Consider the following 15,617-nt stretch of genomic DNA (forward strand, 5'->3'; position numbering starts at 1 on the left):
CCCAGCGGGGGAGGGGTTTTGCGTTGTGTGCGGCAAAACGTCCATAACGACGAAAGTACCGGTACTTAGGGGCTGAGTCGGTGCCGGCACTTGACCTCGGTCAAGCCACTCCTGATGCGAAAGGATGAAGCTCCGCGGCGATACCGCTCGATCACTCCATGGGATCGCCATGAACGCGCCGCCCGCCCGCACCGCCACTGCCGCCGCCCCGACCCGCCGCTTCGAGGGGCTGGTCTTCTTCGTCCTGTCCATCCTGATCTGGCCGTTCCTGGCAATCGGCATGGTCGGGGCCTACGGCTTCTCCGTCTGGATGTACCAGATCCTGTCCCATTCCGGCGGGATGTGAGGCGGCCATGCCCGAACTGCACATTTCCAGCCTCGTCATCCAGCACGCGCCCGACCGCACCGCCGCCCTGAAGGAGGTGGTCTGCGCGCTCGCCGGTGCCGACTGGCATGCGTCGGAGAACGGCAAGGCCATCGTCACGCTGGAAACCGCGACGGAGGCCGAGGTCCTGGACCGCATCGCCGACATCAACGCCATGGCGGGCGTCCACACCACCACGCTGGTCTACCACCACTACGAGGACGCCGAGCGCTGCGCGGAGCCGATGCCCGCCGACACCGCTCTCGTCCCCCACGCCCATTGACGTCCGTCCAAGAAAAGACGACCCGCCCCAGGAGGCACCCCCCTATGTCCCTGACCCGCCGTGATTATCTGAAGGTCCAAGCCGCCGTGACCGCGGCGGCGGCGGCCGGTGTGAGCCTGCCGGCCGCCCTCCAGACCGCCGAGGCCGGCACCCTGACGGCCGGCGCCGATGCCAAGCTCACCTGGTCGAAGGCCCCCTGCCGCTTCTGCGGCACCGGCTGCGGCGTCATGGTCGGGGTGAAGGAGGGGCGCATCGTCGCCACCCACGGCGACGTGAAGGCCGAGGTCAACCGCGGCCTGAACTGCGTGAAGGGCTATTTCCTGTCCAAGATCATGTACGGCGAGGACCGGCTGACCCAGCCGCTGCTGCGCATGAAGGACGGCCAGTTCCACAAGGAAGGCGAGTTCACCCCGATCACCTGGGACCAAGCCTTCGACATCATGGCCACCAAGTGGAAGGAGACCCTGAAGAAGAAGGGTCCGACCGCGGTGGGCATGTTCGGCTCCGGCCAGTGGACGATCATGGAAGGCTACGCCGCCTCCAAGTTCATGAAGGCGGGCCTGCGCTCCAACAACCTGGACCCCAACGCCCGCCACTGCATGGCGTCGGCGGTGGTCGGCTTCATGCGCACCTTCGGCATGGACGAGCCGATGGGCTGCTACGACGACATGGAGCAGGCCGACGCCTTCGTGCTGTGGGGCTCCAACATGGCGGAGATGCACCCCATCCTGTGGACCCGCGTCACCGACCGCCGGCTGACCCATGAGGGCTGTAAGGTCGCCGTCCTGTCCACCTATGAACACCGCAGCTTCGACCTCGCCGACATCGGCCTGGTCTTCACGCCGCAGTCCGATCTGGCGATCCTCAACTACATCGCCAACCACATCATCAAGACGGGCCGGGTGAACCAGGAGTTCATCGCCAAGCACGTCAACTTCAAGCGCGGCCGCGACGACATCGGCTACGGCCTGCGGCCCGAGCACCCGCTGGAGCAGAAGGCGAAGAACGTCGCCAAGGCCAACGAGTCCGACCCGATCTCCTTCGAGGAGTTCGCCAAGTTCGTCGAACCCTACACGCTGGAGAAGGCGCACGAGCTGTCGGGCGTGCCGAAGAACCGGCTGGAGGCGCTGGCCGAGCTGTACGCCGACCCCAAGGTGAAGGTCATGTCCTTCTGGACCATGGGCTTCAACCAGCACACCCGCGGCGTCTGGGCCAACAACCTCGTCTACAACATCCATCTGCTGACCGGAAAAATCAGCCAGCCGGGCTGCGGCCCCTTCTCGCTGACCGGCCAGCCTTCGGCCTGCGGCACGGCGCGCGAGGTCGGCACCTTCTCGCATCGCCTGCCCGCCGACATGGTGGTGACCAACCCGGAACACCGCAAGCACGCCGAGGAGATCTGGAAGCTGCCCGAGGGCACGATCCCGGACAAGGTCGGCTACCACGCCGTCCAGCAGGACCGCATGCTGAAGGACGGCAAGCTCAACGCCTACTGGGTCCAGTGCAACAACAACATGCAGACGGCGCCGAACACGGCGAACGAGACCTATCTGGGCTATCGGAACCCGGAGAACTTCATCGTCGTGTCGGACGCCTACCCGACGGTGACGGCGCTGGCCGCCGACCTGATCCTGCCGACCGCCATGTGGGTGGAGAAGGAAGGCGGCTACGGCAACGCGGAGCGCCGCACCCAGGTCTGGCACCAGCTCGTCGGCGCGCCCGGCGAGGCGCGCTCCGACCTCTGGCAGATCATCGAGTTCTCCAAGCGCTTCAAGATCGAGGAGGTGTGGCCGGAGGAGCTGATCGCCAAGAAGCCGGAAGTCCGCGGCAAGACCCTCTACGACGTGCTGTACTGCAACGGTCAGGTCAACGCCTTCCCGCTGTCGGACTGCGACCCGGCCTATGAGAACCGCGAATCGCAGGCCTTCGGCTTCTACGTACACAAGGGCCTGTTCGAGGAATACGCCACCTTCGGGCGCGGCCACGGCCACGATCTGGCTCCTTACGACATGTACCATCAGGAGCGCGGCCTGCGCTGGCCGGTGGTGAACGGCAAGGAGACGAAGTGGCGCTACCGCGAGGGCTTCGACCCCTATGTTCCGGCGGGCGAGGGCGTGCGCTTCTACGGCAACAAGGACGGCAAGGCGAACATCTTCGCGCTGCCCTATGAGCCGGCGGCGGAATCGCCGGACAAGGATTACCCGTTCTGGCTCTGCACCGGCCGCGTGGTCGAGCATTGGCACTCCGGCTCCATGACGCTGCGCGTCCCGGAACTGCGCAAGGCCTTCCCCAACGCCGTCGTCTTCATCCATCCCGACGACGCCAAGGACCTGAACCTGCGGCGCGGGCAGGAGGTGCGCATCGCCTCCCGCCGTGGCGAGGTGCGGGTGCGGGTCGAGACGCGGGGCCGCAACAAGCCGCCGCGGGGCCTCGTCTTCGTGCCCTTCTTCGACCACACGGTGCTCATCAACAAGGTGACGCTGGACGCCACCGACCCGCTGAGCAAGCAGACCGACTTCAAGAAATGCGCGGTCAAGATCATTCCTGTCGCGTGAGGAGCCCGTCCATGAAGACCCGCATCACCTTTGCCGCCCTCGCGCTGGCCGCGGCCATGCCGCTCCTGGTGTCCGGCGTGTTCGCCGCGGACGGCGCCGCCCCCGCGAAGGTTCCCTCCGGCCCGCACCCGATCACCCAGGAGATTCCCGCCGACCCGATGGCGAAGGAGATCACCGACGATCACAAGCGGGCGCGGAACTACGCCGACCAGCCGCCGCTGATCCCGCACGCGATCCGCGACTACCAGATCGACCTGAACATCAACAAGTGCATGACCTGCCATGACCGCAAGAACACCGAGGGCTCGCAGGCCCCGATGATCTCGGTCACCCACTTCCAGGACCGCGACGGCCAGACGCTGGGCGCGGTCAGCCCGCGGCGCTACTTCTGCACCCAGTGCCACGTGCCGCAGACCGACGCCCAGCCGATCACCGGCAACCGCTTCCGCGACATCGACAGCATTCTGGCCGGTGGAAAGGAAGGCGCCAAATGAAGGGCCTTCTGAGCTTCGCCGGGCGCTTCTGGCGCGTCTTCTCGCGGCCCAGCGTGCATTTCAGCCTGGGCTTCCTGACGCTGGGCGGTTTCCTGGCCGGCGTGATGTTCTGGGGCGGCTTCAACACCGCCCTGGAGGTCACCAACAAGGAGGCCTTCTGCATCTCCTGCCACGAGATGAAGAACAACCCCTACGAGGAGCTGAAGCAGACCATCCACTTCACCAACCGCTCCGGCGTGCGCGCCACCTGCCCGGACTGCCACGTCCCGCACGACTGGACGCACAAGATCGGCCGCAAGATGCAGGCGTCGAAGGAGGTCTGGGGCAAGATCTTCGGCACCATCGACACCCGCGAGAAGTTTCTCGACAAGCGGCTGGAGCTGGCCACCCACGAATGGGACCGGCTGAAATCCAACAATTCCCTGGAATGCCGCAACTGCCACAGCGCGGAATCCATGGACATCACCCGCCAGAACCCGCGGGCGGCCAAGATGCACGAGACCTACCTGTTCACGGGTGAGCGGACCTGCATCGACTGCCACAAGGGCATCGCCCACCGGCTTCCCGACATGAAGGGCGTCGAGCCCGGCTGGAACGGGACCGTGTCGGCGAAGTGACGCGACGCCTCACAACGAAAAACCCCTTCTTCCGGTCCCGGGAGAAGGGGTTTTTCGTTTGTTGAAGACGGATTTTACGACGCGGACAGGATGTCCGTTCCCTTCACGACGGCGCCGCCCTTCAGGACGAATTCCGTCTCGCCGTTGACGCTGCGCACCTCCTTCACCGTGTCGGTCGTCACGGTGGCGGTGGTCAGCGACGCGCCGGCCTTGTCCTTCGCCGTCACGCGCACAAGGTAGGTGCCGTCTGCGGCGGTGGCGCCGTCGCTGCGCTTGCCGTCCCAGGTGAAGGTCTGCCGGCCGGTCTTCGGGCTGCCGGGGGCGCTGTAGATGACCTGCCCGGCGTCGTTCACCACCTCGATCTTCACCGACGCGGCGGCCCCGTCGATGGCGTAGGCCATCTCCGCCTTGCCCTCCGACAGGCTGATGCGGTCCGACGCGGCTTCCACCTTGCGGCCCAGATAGGCCATGTCCAGCCGCATGCCGCTGTTCTTCAGCGTGTCCAGAACCTGCCCCAGCGTCTCGTTCGTCCGCACGCCCTGCTCCACGGTGGAGAGCTGGGCGAGCTGCGTCATGAACTGGGTGGCGTCCATCGGTGACAGCGGGTCCTGGTTGCGCAGCTGCGCGGTCAGCAGCTTCAGGAACGCCTCGTAATCCACCGTCTGCTTCTTGGCGGCGGTTGAGGGGGGGGTGGTGGCCGTGTTGGTGGCCGCGGTCGTGGTCATGGCGGGTCCTTGCGGCTAGACGGAGATGTCGACGAGGCCGTCGATGGGGCGGGCGGCGCGTTCAGAGGGCAGGGGGCCGGAGGAATCGGCGAGACGGAAGGCCCGTCCGGGGCCGTCCTCCCGTCCGCCCGTCCCGTCGCCCTGGCCGGAGAAGGCGAAGCCGCGCGGCTCGCTGTCGCCGCGCAGCGAGAAGTTCAGGGTGCCGCCGTCCAGCTCGAACCCGGCGTCGGACAGGGCGCGTTCCAGGTGATGGATGTCCCGGCGCAGCAGGGCCAGCGTCTCCGGGCTTTCGGCCTGGACATGCAGGGCGACGCGGGCCCCGCTCAACTCGGCGACGACGCGGACGGGGCCAAGCTCCTCCGGCTTCAGGTCGATGTGGAACTCGCCGCCGCCCGCCTCGACGACGCGCACCAACTGGCCGGCCACCTGGGCGGCGGGCAGCCGCGCCGCGGCGCTCTCACCGGGGTGCGCCGCGTAGTGGGCCGCCGCGTGGGCGGCCGGCGGGGCAAGGGCCGTGGGCAGCGGCGGCGCGCCGACGGGGTCCGCCGGAGAGGAGAGCGTCGACAAGGCTTCCGGTCCGGCCGGGTTGCCGCGTCCTTGCCCCTGGCCCGGATTCTGGCCGGTGCCACCATTGGACGCGGCGTTGCCGCCCGCCTGGGCCATCGCCTGCTGAAGCTGGGGGGAGGGAGCCTGCGCCGTGTCGCCTTTGGCGGGCGTCGCGGAGTCCTTGGTTTGAAACAGCGGGGCCGAGTCCGGTTTGGCGCCGGAAGCCGGCAGGGGAACGGGCGGGGTGGCGGGTGCCGCGGCGTCGGTCGCGGCCTGCGGCGACGTCCCGTCCGGTCTGGCGTCCGGGGGTGCCGGGGTGGTGGGCACTGTCGGCAGCGAGGCGACGGGCGGCGGCGAACCGGGTTGCGCCGGAACCGGAGGCTGAGGTGCTGCGGCGCTTTCTGCCGGGGGTGCCGCGACGGGGGGCACCACGGGCAGGCCGCTGGTCGAGGGCACGGAGTCCAGCAAGGCCCCGTCCGTCGCGATGCCGGGCGCTGTCGCTGGCGGCGGTGCGCTCAGCAGCGGCAGAAGCGCCGCCAGAGCGGCGTCGGCGCCGGCCGGCGCGCCACCGGTTTGGGTGCCACCGGTTTGGGCGGAGGAGTCCGCTTGCTCCCCGTCCGTTTCGGCGCCGCCGCGTTCCGCCGCGTCGTCCAGCAGGTCGGCGAAGGGGGTGCCGGACGCCTCGCGCTCCCCCGGCGCGCCGGGGGACGGCGCCGCCGTTCCTTCCGCGGAACGGGCGGGGCGGGGCGGCGGGGCGGCGATGACGTCGGGAAGGCTGGGCATGATGTCTCTTGGTGAGAGAACCGCGTGTCTGGCAGCCGGGCCGGGTTCAGTTCGTCGGCGTCTGCATCAGGCGGACGGGAAGCGGGGCGGGCGGCGGCGGGCGGTCGCCGGGCAGGGCGCGGCGTTGCAGGACGAGGCGGGTGACCTCGCGCGCCTTGCCATCCTCCAGCTCCGCGATGATCGGGGCGGAGCGGCGCTCGGCCATGCGGTCCAGCACGTCGATGATGATGTCGGTTTCCAGGTCGTTGAAGATGCGCGCGGCGTCGCGCGGCTTCATCGTCTCGTAGATCGTCACCATGCGCTTCAGATCCTCCTGCTGGAGGTTGGAGCGCTGCTGCATCAGAGCCTCCACGTCGCGCTTGATGGCGCTCAGCTTCTGGATCTGGGCGGTGGCGCGGGTCTCGGCGGCGGCCAGCACCGCTTCCGCCTCGCCGAGATGGCGGGTGCGGGCGGTCACGTCGGCCTTCTGCTCCGCGATGGCGGCGCGCAGGGCCGGGTCGGTGCAGCTCGCCGCGGGCAGCGCGGCGTCGGCGGGAAGGGCCGCCGGCGTCATCGGCAGCGCCGCCATCGCCGGGCCGGCCAGGGCGGGGAGCGGCTCCGGCACGGCGTCCGGCGATGCCTCGGCACCGGCCTTCAGGTCCTTGGCCCAGGGGCGCTCATGCTTGCCGAACTCGCGATCGAACTGCTGGGCAACCACCGGCAGCCCTTCCATCAGCGAGCCGAGCTTGAGCGGCAGCACCATCAGGATCGCCACCAGAGTGATGGGAAGCACGCGCAGCATGGCTCAGCGCTCCGGTCCGATGGCCCGCAGCCGGGCGTAGAAGGCGTTGGCGGCCTGCTGCCGGGCGCCGTTGGTTTCCGCCATGGATTCGGCGGCCTCCTCCGCGACGGGCGGCGGTTCCTCCGCCGGGCGGGCGGCGGCCCCGGCCAGCGCGGCCCCGGCCAGCGCGGCGACGCGCATCGGGCGGAAACCGTCCTCGTCCTCCGCCGCGTCGCTGTCCGGCGTGGGGGCGCCGTTCGCCGGGACGGGTACCGGCTCTCCGACGGCTGCGGGCGGCGGGACCGGGCGGGGCCGCGGGCGCGGCGCCGGGCCGTCCTCCAGCCGGCGGACCAGGGCGCGGGCCTCCTGCACGGACGCCTCGATGCGCTTGGACGCCCGCTCGCAGGAGCCGAGCACCAGGGCCGCCTCCTCGGTTACGTCCTTGGCGCGGTCGAGCCCGTCGGACAGCTTGGCGGACGCCTCCGTCGCGGCGGCGACCAGCCGCTGCACCGAGGCCTCCGTCTCGTCGATGGTCTTGGAGAAGGTGCCGATCAGCGCGCCGATCTCGGCTTGGCTGGAGCGCATCACCTTCAGCCGCTTGTTGACGATCACCAGGAACACCGTGGCGGTGACGAGCATGACCGCCAGGACGGCGTCAATGAGGAATGAGACCATCGATCAGCTCCTGCTTGGTCTCCAGGTCGGTGTCGATCTTGACGGAGATGTTGCCGTTGCGCTGGCCCATGTGGCCGGCGAAGAGGGGGGTGGTCTTGCTTTGCAGCACCACCGGCGCGTCGGGGTCGATGCGCAGCTTCAGCGAGGTGCCCTTTTCCCAGTTCAGCACCTCGCCCAGCGAGACCTGCGTCTGCTGCAGCACCGCGACGAGGTCCAGCTTGGCGCGCATCAGCTCGGCCTTCAGGTGGCTTTCCCACACCGTGTCGTGGCCGAACTTCTCGCCCATGAAGGTCTGCACCAGCTTGCCGCGCACTGGCTCCAGCGTGGCGTAGGGGATGACCACCTCGGCATGGCCGACGCGGCGCTCCACCTCCACGGCGATACGCACGCGGATCACCGCGTTGGTGGCGCGGGTGATGGTGGCGAATTGCGGGTTCGTCTCCAGCCGGTCGAAGGTGAAGTCGATCGGCGTGATCGGGTCGAAGGACTGGCTGAGATCCTGGAGGATGACCCGGATGAGCCGCTCGGTGATCTTGCGCTCGATGGAGGTGTAGGTGCGCCCGTCGATGCGCCGGGCGCGGCTGCGCCGTCCGCCCAGCAGCACGTCCATCATGCAGTAGATCAGCGCGCTGTCGACCGACACGACGATGTGGTTGTCCCACTGCTCCGCCCGCGCGACGCCGACCAGGGCCGGAAGCTCGATGGTGTCGAGGAACTCGTTGTAGCGCAGCCAGTCGATGCGCAGCAGGCTGGCCTCCACGCTGGTCGAGGAGAACTGGCGCAGCGACGTGTTGAGCAGCCGGACCATGCGGTCGAAGACCACGTCCAGCATCGGCAGGCGGTCCTTGTTGACCGTCGTCGTGCTGATCAGCCGTTCGATGGCGCGGGTCTGCCCGGCGGATTCCGTCTGCGGCCCGACGGCGAAGTTCAGCAGGCGGTCGATCTCCTCCTGGCTCAACTCCTTGGTGTCGGCCATCAGGGTGGCGGTTTCGGACTCTCCGGAGCCGCTGTCCAGGCCCCAGTCGAGGTCGTCCCCGGTGCCGCCGCCATGGCCGCCGTCTTCGCCGCCGCCGTCATCCGTGTCGATGGGAGTGCTCATCCGTTCCTCTGGGTCGGCTATTGGGTGAGAAGGCTGCGCAGCAGGACGTCGGACACCGTGTCCGGGCCGAGGATCAGGTTGAAGCGGCGGCGCAGCTCCCCGCGCAGCCGCAGCAGACCGGCGGAGCCGCGCAGGTCGTGCTGGTCGATGTTGCGCAGGAACTCCTGCTGGGCGTTGACGAGGTGGGGCATCGCCTGCTCCACCCGCCCGCGGTCCTTGGGCGCCAGGGCCAGCGTCACCCCGATCTTCATGAAACGCGACGGCGTGTCGGGGCGCAGGTTCACCAGCAGCTCCGGCATGTCGAGCGTCGCCTGGGCCGGCTCTGCGATGGGCGTGCCCTCGAAGAGCCGAGCCACCCCGTCCGGCCCCACGGCCATCCAGTAGCCGCCGAACCCGGCCGCGGCGACGCCGCACAGGGCGGCCGCGCCCAGCGCCAGCCGGGCCAGCGGCAGCACGATGACGTACATCCGCTGCCGGCCCGGCGTTCCCGTCCTTGCCTTTCCAGCATCTGTATTCATCGCGGCCGGCGCCTCCAAAATACCGAAAATTTGAGAGACTGTTTTAAACGATCAAGTTTTAGCGACTTCCTTCCGGTCGATCTTCGCGGCTTTTACTCCGCTTAAAAGTCATCCCGGTAGGTTGTGAAGGCTCACGGGGTGAACATTACGGTCCCCGCTTTTCGGAAACTTTAAAGGTGCGGGTGTCGTGACGGGACTGATCGACAATCTGCGGACGCTTGGGCGCACGCGCCTTCTGGTGCTGGCCGGCACGGGCGTCGGCATCGTCCTGGCGGTCGCCACCATGGCGGTTCTGCTGTCGCGGCCGCACATGACGCCGCTCTACACCGGGCTGGAACCGGCGGAGGCCGGGCGCATCGTCAAGGCGGTGGAGGCCATGGGCGTGCCGGTGTCCGCCGCCTTCGACGGCACCGCCGTCCAGGTGCCGGAGGCCGAGGTGCCGCGGCTGCGCATGCTGCTGGCCGAACAGGGCCTGCCGTCGCGCGGCGGCATCGGCTACGAGCTGTTCGACACCGACAAGCCGCTGGGCATCACCAGCTTCATGCAGCGGATGAACCGGCTGCGCGCCATGGAAGGCGAACTGGCCCGCACCATCGAGACGCTGTCCGGCATCGAGGCGGCGCGGGTCCACATCGTGCTGCCCGACCGCGAGGAGTTCTCGCGCGCCGCCCCCACGCCCACCGCCTCCATCGTGGTGCGGATGCGGGGCCGGGCGCCGCTGGAGCGGCGGCAGGCGCTGTCCATCCGCCACCTCGTCTCCGCCGCCGTGCCCAACCTGAAGCCGAGCGCCGTCACCGTGCTCGACGCCTCCGGCGAGGTGCTGCTGACCGAGGAGGACGGCGACGTGCGCTCCTCGGCGAAGGTCGACGGGCTGCGCGCCGGGCACGAGACACGCATCTCCCGCGCCATTGAGCAGATGCTGGTGGCACGGCTGGGGCAGGGAAATGTTCGCGTTCAGGTTGCTGTCGACGTCGAAACCAAGCGCGAGGTCGTGCGCAGCCAGAGCTTCGACCCGAACAGCCAGGTCGTCCGCTCCACCCAGACGGTGCAGGAGCAGGACCGCAGCCTGGACAGCACGGGCGAGCCGCCGGTCACCGCCGAGCAGAACCTGCCGCAGCGCGAGGTCCGCGCCCAGGCCCAGAACAACCGCTCCTCCTCCGACTCCAAGCGCCAGGAGGAGACGGTCAATTACGAAATTTCCAACGTCGCCCGCGAAACGGTGATCGAGCCGGGCGACATCCGCCGGGTCAGCGTCGCCGTGCTGGTCAACGGCACCTGGGCGACGGCGCAGGACGGCACCCGCCGCTACGAGGCGCGTTCGCCCGAGGAGCTGCAGCGCATCACCGAACTGGTGCGCTCCGCCATGGGCTTCAGCGAGGTGCGTGGCGACCGGGTCACCGTGGACAACCTGGAGTTTGCCACCCTCGCTCCTGATTTGGGCGCCCGCGAGCCGATGGCGGAGATCGTCGACACGCTCAGCCGCAACGTGATGACGCTGATCCAGTGGGTGATCCTGCTGGTGCTCTGCGGGTTGCTGATCGTGCTGGGTCTGCGCCCGCTGATCCGCCGCGTCTTCCCGGCGCCGGAGCCGGTGGCGGCCGAGGCCCCGACTCCGGCGCTGGCCGCGGGAGCGGCGATGCCGCAGCTCACCGGGCCGGCCATGGGCGGCGACCCCGCCATGCAGGCGGCCCAACTCACCGACGCGGGCGAGTCCGCGGCGGCCCTGCCGGGCATCGAGGAGACGATGGACCAGCTCATCGAGCTGCGCACGGTGGAGGGCCGGGTGCGCGCCTCCTCCATCCGCCGGCTGGGCGACATCGTCGACCAGTATCCCGATGAGGCGATCGATATCCTGCGCTCCTGGCTCTACGAGGAGGCGGTCTGATGGGCTACCCGCGCTACCGCTTCGACCTGCGCTTCGACAGCACGGCCCAGGCCGCGGCGCAGGCGGCGGCGGAGTTCGGCGCCCCTCCCGAGCCGGACCCCGTCGATCCGCTCGACGAGATCGTCCATTCCGAACGCCATCTCCAGGCCGCCGTCTACGGTGCCGAAGTCCGCGCCTTCGCCGAAGGGATCGATCAGGGCCGGCGCGAGGGGGCGGCGGAGGCCGCCGCGCGCACCGACGCCGCTCTGGCGCAGGCGCTCTCCCACCTCGACGAACAGCTCGCCGCCCTGGACGACCGCTTCGCCGACGCCCTGCGCGGGGTCGAGGCGCAAGGGTCGGCGGTGATGCTGGCGCTCGTCCGCCGCCTCGCCCCGGCGCTGCTGGAGCGGATCGGCGCGGCGGAAACCGAACGGCTTGCCGCGGACGCCCTGCGGCTGGCCGGTGGGTCCCCGCGGCTGCGGCTGCGCGTTCATCCCGATCTGGCGGAGCCCGTCCGCGCGCGGCTGGCCGACCCGGACTCCCTTGGCTTCAAGGGCGCGCTGGAGGTCGTCACCGACCCGTCGTTGCCGCCCGGCGGGCTCGACGCCGCCTGGGAGGCCGGAGGCCTGCGTTACGACCCGGCGGCGGTGGAACGCGCCGTCGACGGCCTGTGCGACCGCGCGCTGGCCGCCCTGTCCACCGAACATGACCTCTTCACCGACACGGAAAGCACCGCATCATGGCCCCACTGAACCTCGACGTCCTGGAAGACGACGCCAAGCCCGCCGAGAAGGACGCCGCCGGCATCCCCGCCGCGGCGATCGCCGGCGGCTCGATGAACGCCATCTACAACGTCCCGGTGGATGTGCAGGTGGTGCTCGGCCGCACCAGCATGCTGGTGGCGCAGCTCCTGAAGCTCGGCCGCGGCGCCGTGGTGGAGCTGGAGCGCAAGGTCGACGAGCCGGTGGAGGTGCTGGTCAACCACCGTCTGGTCGCCCGCGGCGAGGTGGTCATCGTCGAGGACCAGCGGCTGGGCGTCACGCTGACCGAGATCGTGCGCACCGATCTGGCGATCGATTGACCCCCCTCGGCACCGCATCCACGGGGGTCCCGCCATGATCCGACGCCTGCTTCCGCCCGCCCTTGCCCTGGCGTTCGCCGCGCTGCTTCCCGCGGCGGCCTGGGCGCAGGGCAGTGGGCTGGACCTGTCCTCCATCGGCAGCGCGCTCGGCAGCGCCACCGGGGAGAGCGGGTCGCTGTCCGGGCGCGTCATCCAGGGCATCGTCCTGCTGACGGTGCTCAGCGTGGCGCCTGGCCTGCTGGTCATGGCGACCTCCTTCACCCGGATCATCGTCGTGCTGTCGCTGCTGCGCTCCGCGCTCGGGCTTCAGCAGTCGCCGCCGAACATGGTGCTGATCAGCCTCGCCATGTTCCTGACCTTCCACATCATGGGGCCGGTCTTCGACGCGGCGTGGCAGGACGGGCTGCGCCCCATGCTGAACGAGCAGGTGACCCAGGAGCAGGGGCTGGAGCGGATGGTCGAGCCCTTCCGCAACTTCATGGCCTCCCAGGTGCGGGACAAGGACCTGTCGGCCTTCGCCGGCTTCACCGGCAAGCCGGAGGCGGAGCAGCCCAAGACGGCGGCCACCGCCGACCTGCGCGTGCTGGTGCCGGCCTTCCTGCTGTCGGAGCTGCGCCGCGCCTTCGAGATCGGGTTCCTGATCTTCCTGCCCTTCCTGGTGATCGACATGGTGGTGGCGGCGGTGCTGATGGCGATGGGCATGATGATGCTGCCGCCGGTGATGATCGCGCTGCCCTTCAAGATCATCTTTTTCGTGCTGACCGACGGCTGGTTCCTGATCGCCAACAGCCTGATCCGCTCCTATGGGGGAACCTGACGCGATGACCGAGCCCAGGCTGCTGCCCGCCGTTCCCTCCGCCGGCCTGTCGGCGCCGCCCGCCGCACCGCCCGCCGGGGCGTCGGGGATGGCCGACAGCGTGACCGCCTTCGCCCGGCGGCGGGGCGTCACGGTGGACGACGAGACGGCCGTCGTCACCCTCCTGAACGCGCTCGACCCCAACCCGCTGGTGCCGCACCGCATGGTGCTGGTGGCCGGCAGCGTCCTGGCGAACGCCTTCCGTCACGACCGCCTGCAGGGCGACCGCCCGCTGGAACGGGATGACGACTCCGACCATTCCACCCTGACCGCCGACCGCTTCTTCTGAGGTGCCAGCATGGGCATGCCGATCAAGATCCGAGACAATTTCAAGAGCCTGAGCGGGTCGGAGAGGACCGCGGTGATCTTCCTGGCCCTGGGCGAGGAGCGCGGCTCCCGCCTGATGGAGAAGCTGGACGACGACGAGATCCGCATGGTCAGCCGCGCCATGGCCAGCCTGGGCAACGTCACCTCCAACCTCGTCGAGGCGCTGCTGCGCAGCTTCACGGAGCGCTTCGCCAACACCGGTTCCGTCGTCGGTTCCTACGACAGCACGGAGCGCATGCTCTCCCGCTTCCTGCCCGACGACCGCGTGTCGGAGATCATGGGCGAGATCCGCGGCCCGGCCGGCCGCACCATGTGGGAGAAGATGTCCAACGTGAACGAGGCCGTGCTCGCCACCTATCTGGCGGGTGAATATCCCCAGACGGCGGCGGTCATCCTGTCCCGCATGCGCAGCGACCACGCCGCCAAGGTGCTGCCGCTGCTGGCCCCGGCGCTGCGGCTGGAGGTGATCGAGCGGATGATCCAGATCGAATCCGTGCAGCGCGAGGTGCTGCTGGACATCGAATCCATCCTGCACAACGAGTTCATGGCCAATTACGCCCGCACCCACGGCGCCGACACGCACGAGCGGATGGCCGACATCTTCAACCGCATCGACCGCGACACCATGGCGGAGATCTTCACCGACCTGGACGCGGTGATGCCGGATTCGACCCAGCGCATCCGCCAGCTCATGTTCACCTTCGAGGATTTGCTGCGGCTCGACCGCGTGTCGCTGCAGGCGGTGATCCGGCGCTGCGACACCGGCCAGCTGGCCATCGCGCTGAAGGGGGCGGAGGCGCTGCAGCGCGACCATTTCCTGTCCGTCCTGTCCGAGCGCGCGCGCATGATCCTGCAGGACGAGATCGAGAACATGGGGCCGGTGCGCATGCGCGACGTCAACGAGGCGCAGGCGGAGATCGTGCAGGTCGCCAAGGCCATGGCCGACGACGGGGCGATCGTCCTTCCGCAATCGGACGAAGCGGACGCCGTTGTGTACTGATGGTCGTCTACTGAGTCGTCTACCGATGGGTATGCTGATGCCGGACGCGGTCGCCGAGGTTGGCCATCTGCTGGCGGTGGTGGAGGCGCTGGACCCACGGGCGGCGCAAGAGCTGCGCGGCGGGCTGCCGCGCTGCGATTCCACCTTCGGCCTCGGGCTGGCCTTCTTCCTGGCGGCGACCGCCAACGGCGCGCGGGCGTGGCTGGGGCCGAAGCGCTGCCGCCTGCTGGAGCAGCTCGACGGCGGCGCCCTGCTGGACGACCTCGACCTGGCGCTGGCGCCGCGCCACCGCCGCACCGCCGACGGCCGGGAGTGGCGGGTGATGAGCATCCCGGTGATGGACGGCACGGCGGCGGGCGGCTGCCGCGCTCTGCTCTGCGCCATTTCCGACGGGGCGGACCTCCAGATGGGAAGCGCGCTGGTCCTGCAGATGCGGCTGCCAGCGCTGGGCGCGGTGCAACTCGTCGCGGCGGGGGAGGGGCGGCGGTTCGACGTGACGCTGCAGACCGGCGGCGGTCTGTCCTCCGCCGCGCTGGCCGATATGCAGGACGGCTTCGCCGGAGCGATGGGCGACGCGGGCCTGGGCGGCGACCTGACGGTGGGGCCGCTGGCCGGGGCCTGGCTGGATCTGGAGGAGGAGACTCTCAGCGCGGACTGGTCTGGGTAGGGCGTGGGAGGTGGTCGCGCCGGGCCCCCACCCTTCCCACGGCTCACGCCGTGGGCCCCTTCCCTCCCCCGCTTCGCAGGAGAGGGAGGTTTCTCCCCCGCAAATCTTATTCCCTCCCCCGCCCAGCGGGGGAGGGGCAGGGTGGGGGCTCGACGCAACCACTTCCCCCTCACCCCGCCAGCCGTGCTTCGCCAACCCCGCGCCCGAACGCCGCGTAGCCCGGCAACACCCGGCGTGCCGGCAGGGCCGGGGCAGGGTCCTCATGCTCGGGCGGGGCCTCGAACTTGTAGCCGCGGCCGTAGACGGTTTCGATGTAGCGGGCGCCGCCGGTGGCCTCGGCGATCTTCTTGCGGAGCTTGCAGATGTAGACGTCGATGACCTTGTCGAGCGGGTCGGCGCCGGA

At 69.6% G+C, this 15,617-nt stretch carries 19 protein-coding genes; 12 read left to right on the top strand and 7 right to left on the bottom strand.

From position 1 onward, the window contains the following. Positions 1 to 169: 169 nt before the first annotated feature. The 5 genes from FHW79_RS22305 to FHW79_RS22325 are packed head-to-tail and all read left to right on the top strand — an operon-like array spanning position 170 to position 4,313. Positions 170 to 346, top strand: coding sequence for a nitrate reductase (locus FHW79_RS22305; protein WP_183180931.1), 177 nt, complete (start codon positions 170 to 172; stop codon positions 344 to 346). Positions 347 to 353: 7 nt separating this feature from the next. Next, positions 354 to 647, top strand: a complete 294-nt coding sequence (locus tag FHW79_RS22310) for a chaperone NapD (protein ID WP_183180932.1) — start codon at positions 354 to 356, stop codon at positions 645 to 647. Positions 648 to 691: 44 nt separating this feature from the next. Next, positions 692 to 3,202, top strand: coding sequence for a nitrate reductase catalytic subunit NapA (napA, locus tag FHW79_RS22315; protein ID WP_183180933.1), 2,511 nt, complete (start codon positions 692 to 694; stop codon positions 3,200 to 3,202). Between the two features lie 11 nt (positions 3,203 to 3,213). After that, positions 3,214 to 3,696, top strand: coding sequence for a nitrate reductase cytochrome c-type subunit (locus tag FHW79_RS22320; RefSeq protein WP_035682930.1), 483 nt, complete (start codon positions 3,214 to 3,216; stop codon positions 3,694 to 3,696). After that, the gene (locus FHW79_RS22325; RefSeq protein ID WP_183180934.1) at positions 3,693 to 4,313 is read left to right on the top strand and encodes a NapC/NirT family cytochrome c; all 621 of its coding nucleotides are present in this window, start codon (positions 3,693 to 3,695) and stop codon (positions 4,311 to 4,313) included. Before FHW79_RS22320 ends, FHW79_RS22325 begins: the two co-directional genes overlap by 4 nt. Before the next feature lie 74 nt (positions 4,314 to 4,387). Here FHW79_RS22325 and FHW79_RS22330 read toward each other — a convergent pair whose 3' ends face one another. From FHW79_RS22330 to FHW79_RS22355, 6 genes are read right to left on the bottom strand one after another with little or no spacing between them, the layout of a single operon-like run. Further along, complete coding sequence (locus FHW79_RS22330; RefSeq protein ID WP_183180935.1) at positions 4,388 to 5,038, bottom strand: flagellar hook assembly protein FlgD; 651 nt, start codon at positions 5,036 to 5,038, stop codon at positions 4,388 to 4,390. 15 nt (positions 5,039 to 5,053) lie between these two features. After that, positions 5,054 to 6,367, bottom strand: coding sequence for a flagellar hook-length control protein FliK (locus FHW79_RS22335; RefSeq protein ID WP_183180936.1), 1,314 nt, complete (start codon positions 6,365 to 6,367; stop codon positions 5,054 to 5,056). Between the two features lie 46 nt (positions 6,368 to 6,413). Next, positions 6,414 to 7,148, bottom strand: a complete 735-nt coding sequence (locus FHW79_RS22340) for a flagellar motor switch protein (protein ID WP_183180937.1) — start codon at positions 7,146 to 7,148, stop codon at positions 6,414 to 6,416. Positions 7,149 to 7,151: 3 nt separating this feature from the next. Continuing rightward, positions 7,152 to 7,802, bottom strand: a complete 651-nt coding sequence (locus tag FHW79_RS22345; RefSeq protein ID WP_183180938.1) for a DUF6468 domain-containing protein — start codon at positions 7,800 to 7,802, stop codon at positions 7,152 to 7,154. Then, a complete protein-coding gene (gene fliM, locus FHW79_RS22350; protein ID WP_183180939.1) occupies positions 7,783 to 8,901 on the bottom strand; it encodes a flagellar motor switch protein FliM in 1,119 nt (372 codons plus the stop codon). The genes FHW79_RS22345 and fliM overlap by 20 nt, the downstream gene beginning before the upstream one ends. A 17-nt stretch (positions 8,902 to 8,918) precedes the next feature. Beyond that, complete coding sequence (locus tag FHW79_RS22355; RefSeq protein WP_247874058.1) at positions 8,919 to 9,368, bottom strand: flagellar basal body-associated FliL family protein; 450 nt, start codon at positions 9,366 to 9,368, stop codon at positions 8,919 to 8,921. Between the two features lie 238 nt (positions 9,369 to 9,606). On the opposite strand from FHW79_RS22355, the gene fliF reads away from it, so the two are divergent. From fliF to FHW79_RS22390, 7 genes are read left to right on the top strand one after another with little or no spacing between them, the layout of a single operon-like run. After that, positions 9,607 to 11,304: a flagellar basal-body MS-ring/collar protein FliF gene (gene fliF / locus FHW79_RS22360; protein ID WP_183180940.1), complete on the top strand. Its 1,698-nt coding sequence runs from the start codon at positions 9,607 to 9,609 to the stop codon at positions 11,302 to 11,304. Continuing rightward, positions 11,304 to 12,035, top strand: a complete 732-nt coding sequence (locus FHW79_RS22365) for a FliH/SctL family protein (RefSeq protein ID WP_183180941.1) — start codon at positions 11,304 to 11,306, stop codon at positions 12,033 to 12,035. The genes fliF and FHW79_RS22365 overlap by 1 nt, the downstream gene beginning before the upstream one ends. Continuing rightward, a complete protein-coding gene (gene fliN / locus FHW79_RS22370) occupies positions 12,023 to 12,364 on the top strand; it encodes a flagellar motor switch protein FliN (protein ID WP_014200132.1) in 342 nt (113 codons plus the stop codon). Before FHW79_RS22365 ends, fliN begins: the two co-directional genes overlap by 13 nt. A 34-nt stretch (positions 12,365 to 12,398) precedes the next feature. Next, the gene (gene fliP, locus FHW79_RS22375) at positions 12,399 to 13,181 is read left to right on the top strand and encodes a flagellar type III secretion system pore protein FliP (RefSeq protein WP_145678079.1); all 783 of its coding nucleotides are present in this window, start codon (positions 12,399 to 12,401) and stop codon (positions 13,179 to 13,181) included. Positions 13,182 to 13,185: 4 nt separating this feature from the next. Next, positions 13,186 to 13,509, top strand: a complete 324-nt coding sequence (locus tag FHW79_RS22380) for a hypothetical protein (protein WP_247884536.1) — start codon at positions 13,186 to 13,188, stop codon at positions 13,507 to 13,509. 9 nt (positions 13,510 to 13,518) lie between these two features. Continuing rightward, positions 13,519 to 14,547 carry a flagellar motor switch protein FliG gene (locus FHW79_RS22385; protein ID WP_183180942.1) on the top strand — a complete coding sequence of 343 codons (1,029 nt, stop codon included), beginning with the start codon at positions 13,519 to 13,521 and terminating at the stop codon, positions 14,545 to 14,547. A gap of 25 nt (positions 14,548 to 14,572) precedes the next feature. Beyond that, entirely contained in the window at positions 14,573 to 15,214 is a 642-nt protein-coding gene (locus tag FHW79_RS22390; RefSeq protein ID WP_183180943.1) for a hypothetical protein, read from the top strand. A 169-nt stretch (positions 15,215 to 15,383) separates the two neighbouring features. On the opposite strand, the gene FHW79_RS22395 is transcribed toward FHW79_RS22390, so the two are convergent. Further along, positions 15,384 to 15,617 (bottom strand): helix-turn-helix domain-containing protein (locus FHW79_RS22395; protein WP_183180944.1); only part of this gene is annotated, 234 nt, incomplete at its 5' end.

The sequence above is a fragment of the Azospirillum sp. OGB3 genome, from assembly GCF_014192915.1.
In the GTDB taxonomy this organism is placed as follows: Bacteria; Pseudomonadota; Alphaproteobacteria; order Azospirillales; family Azospirillaceae; genus Azospirillum.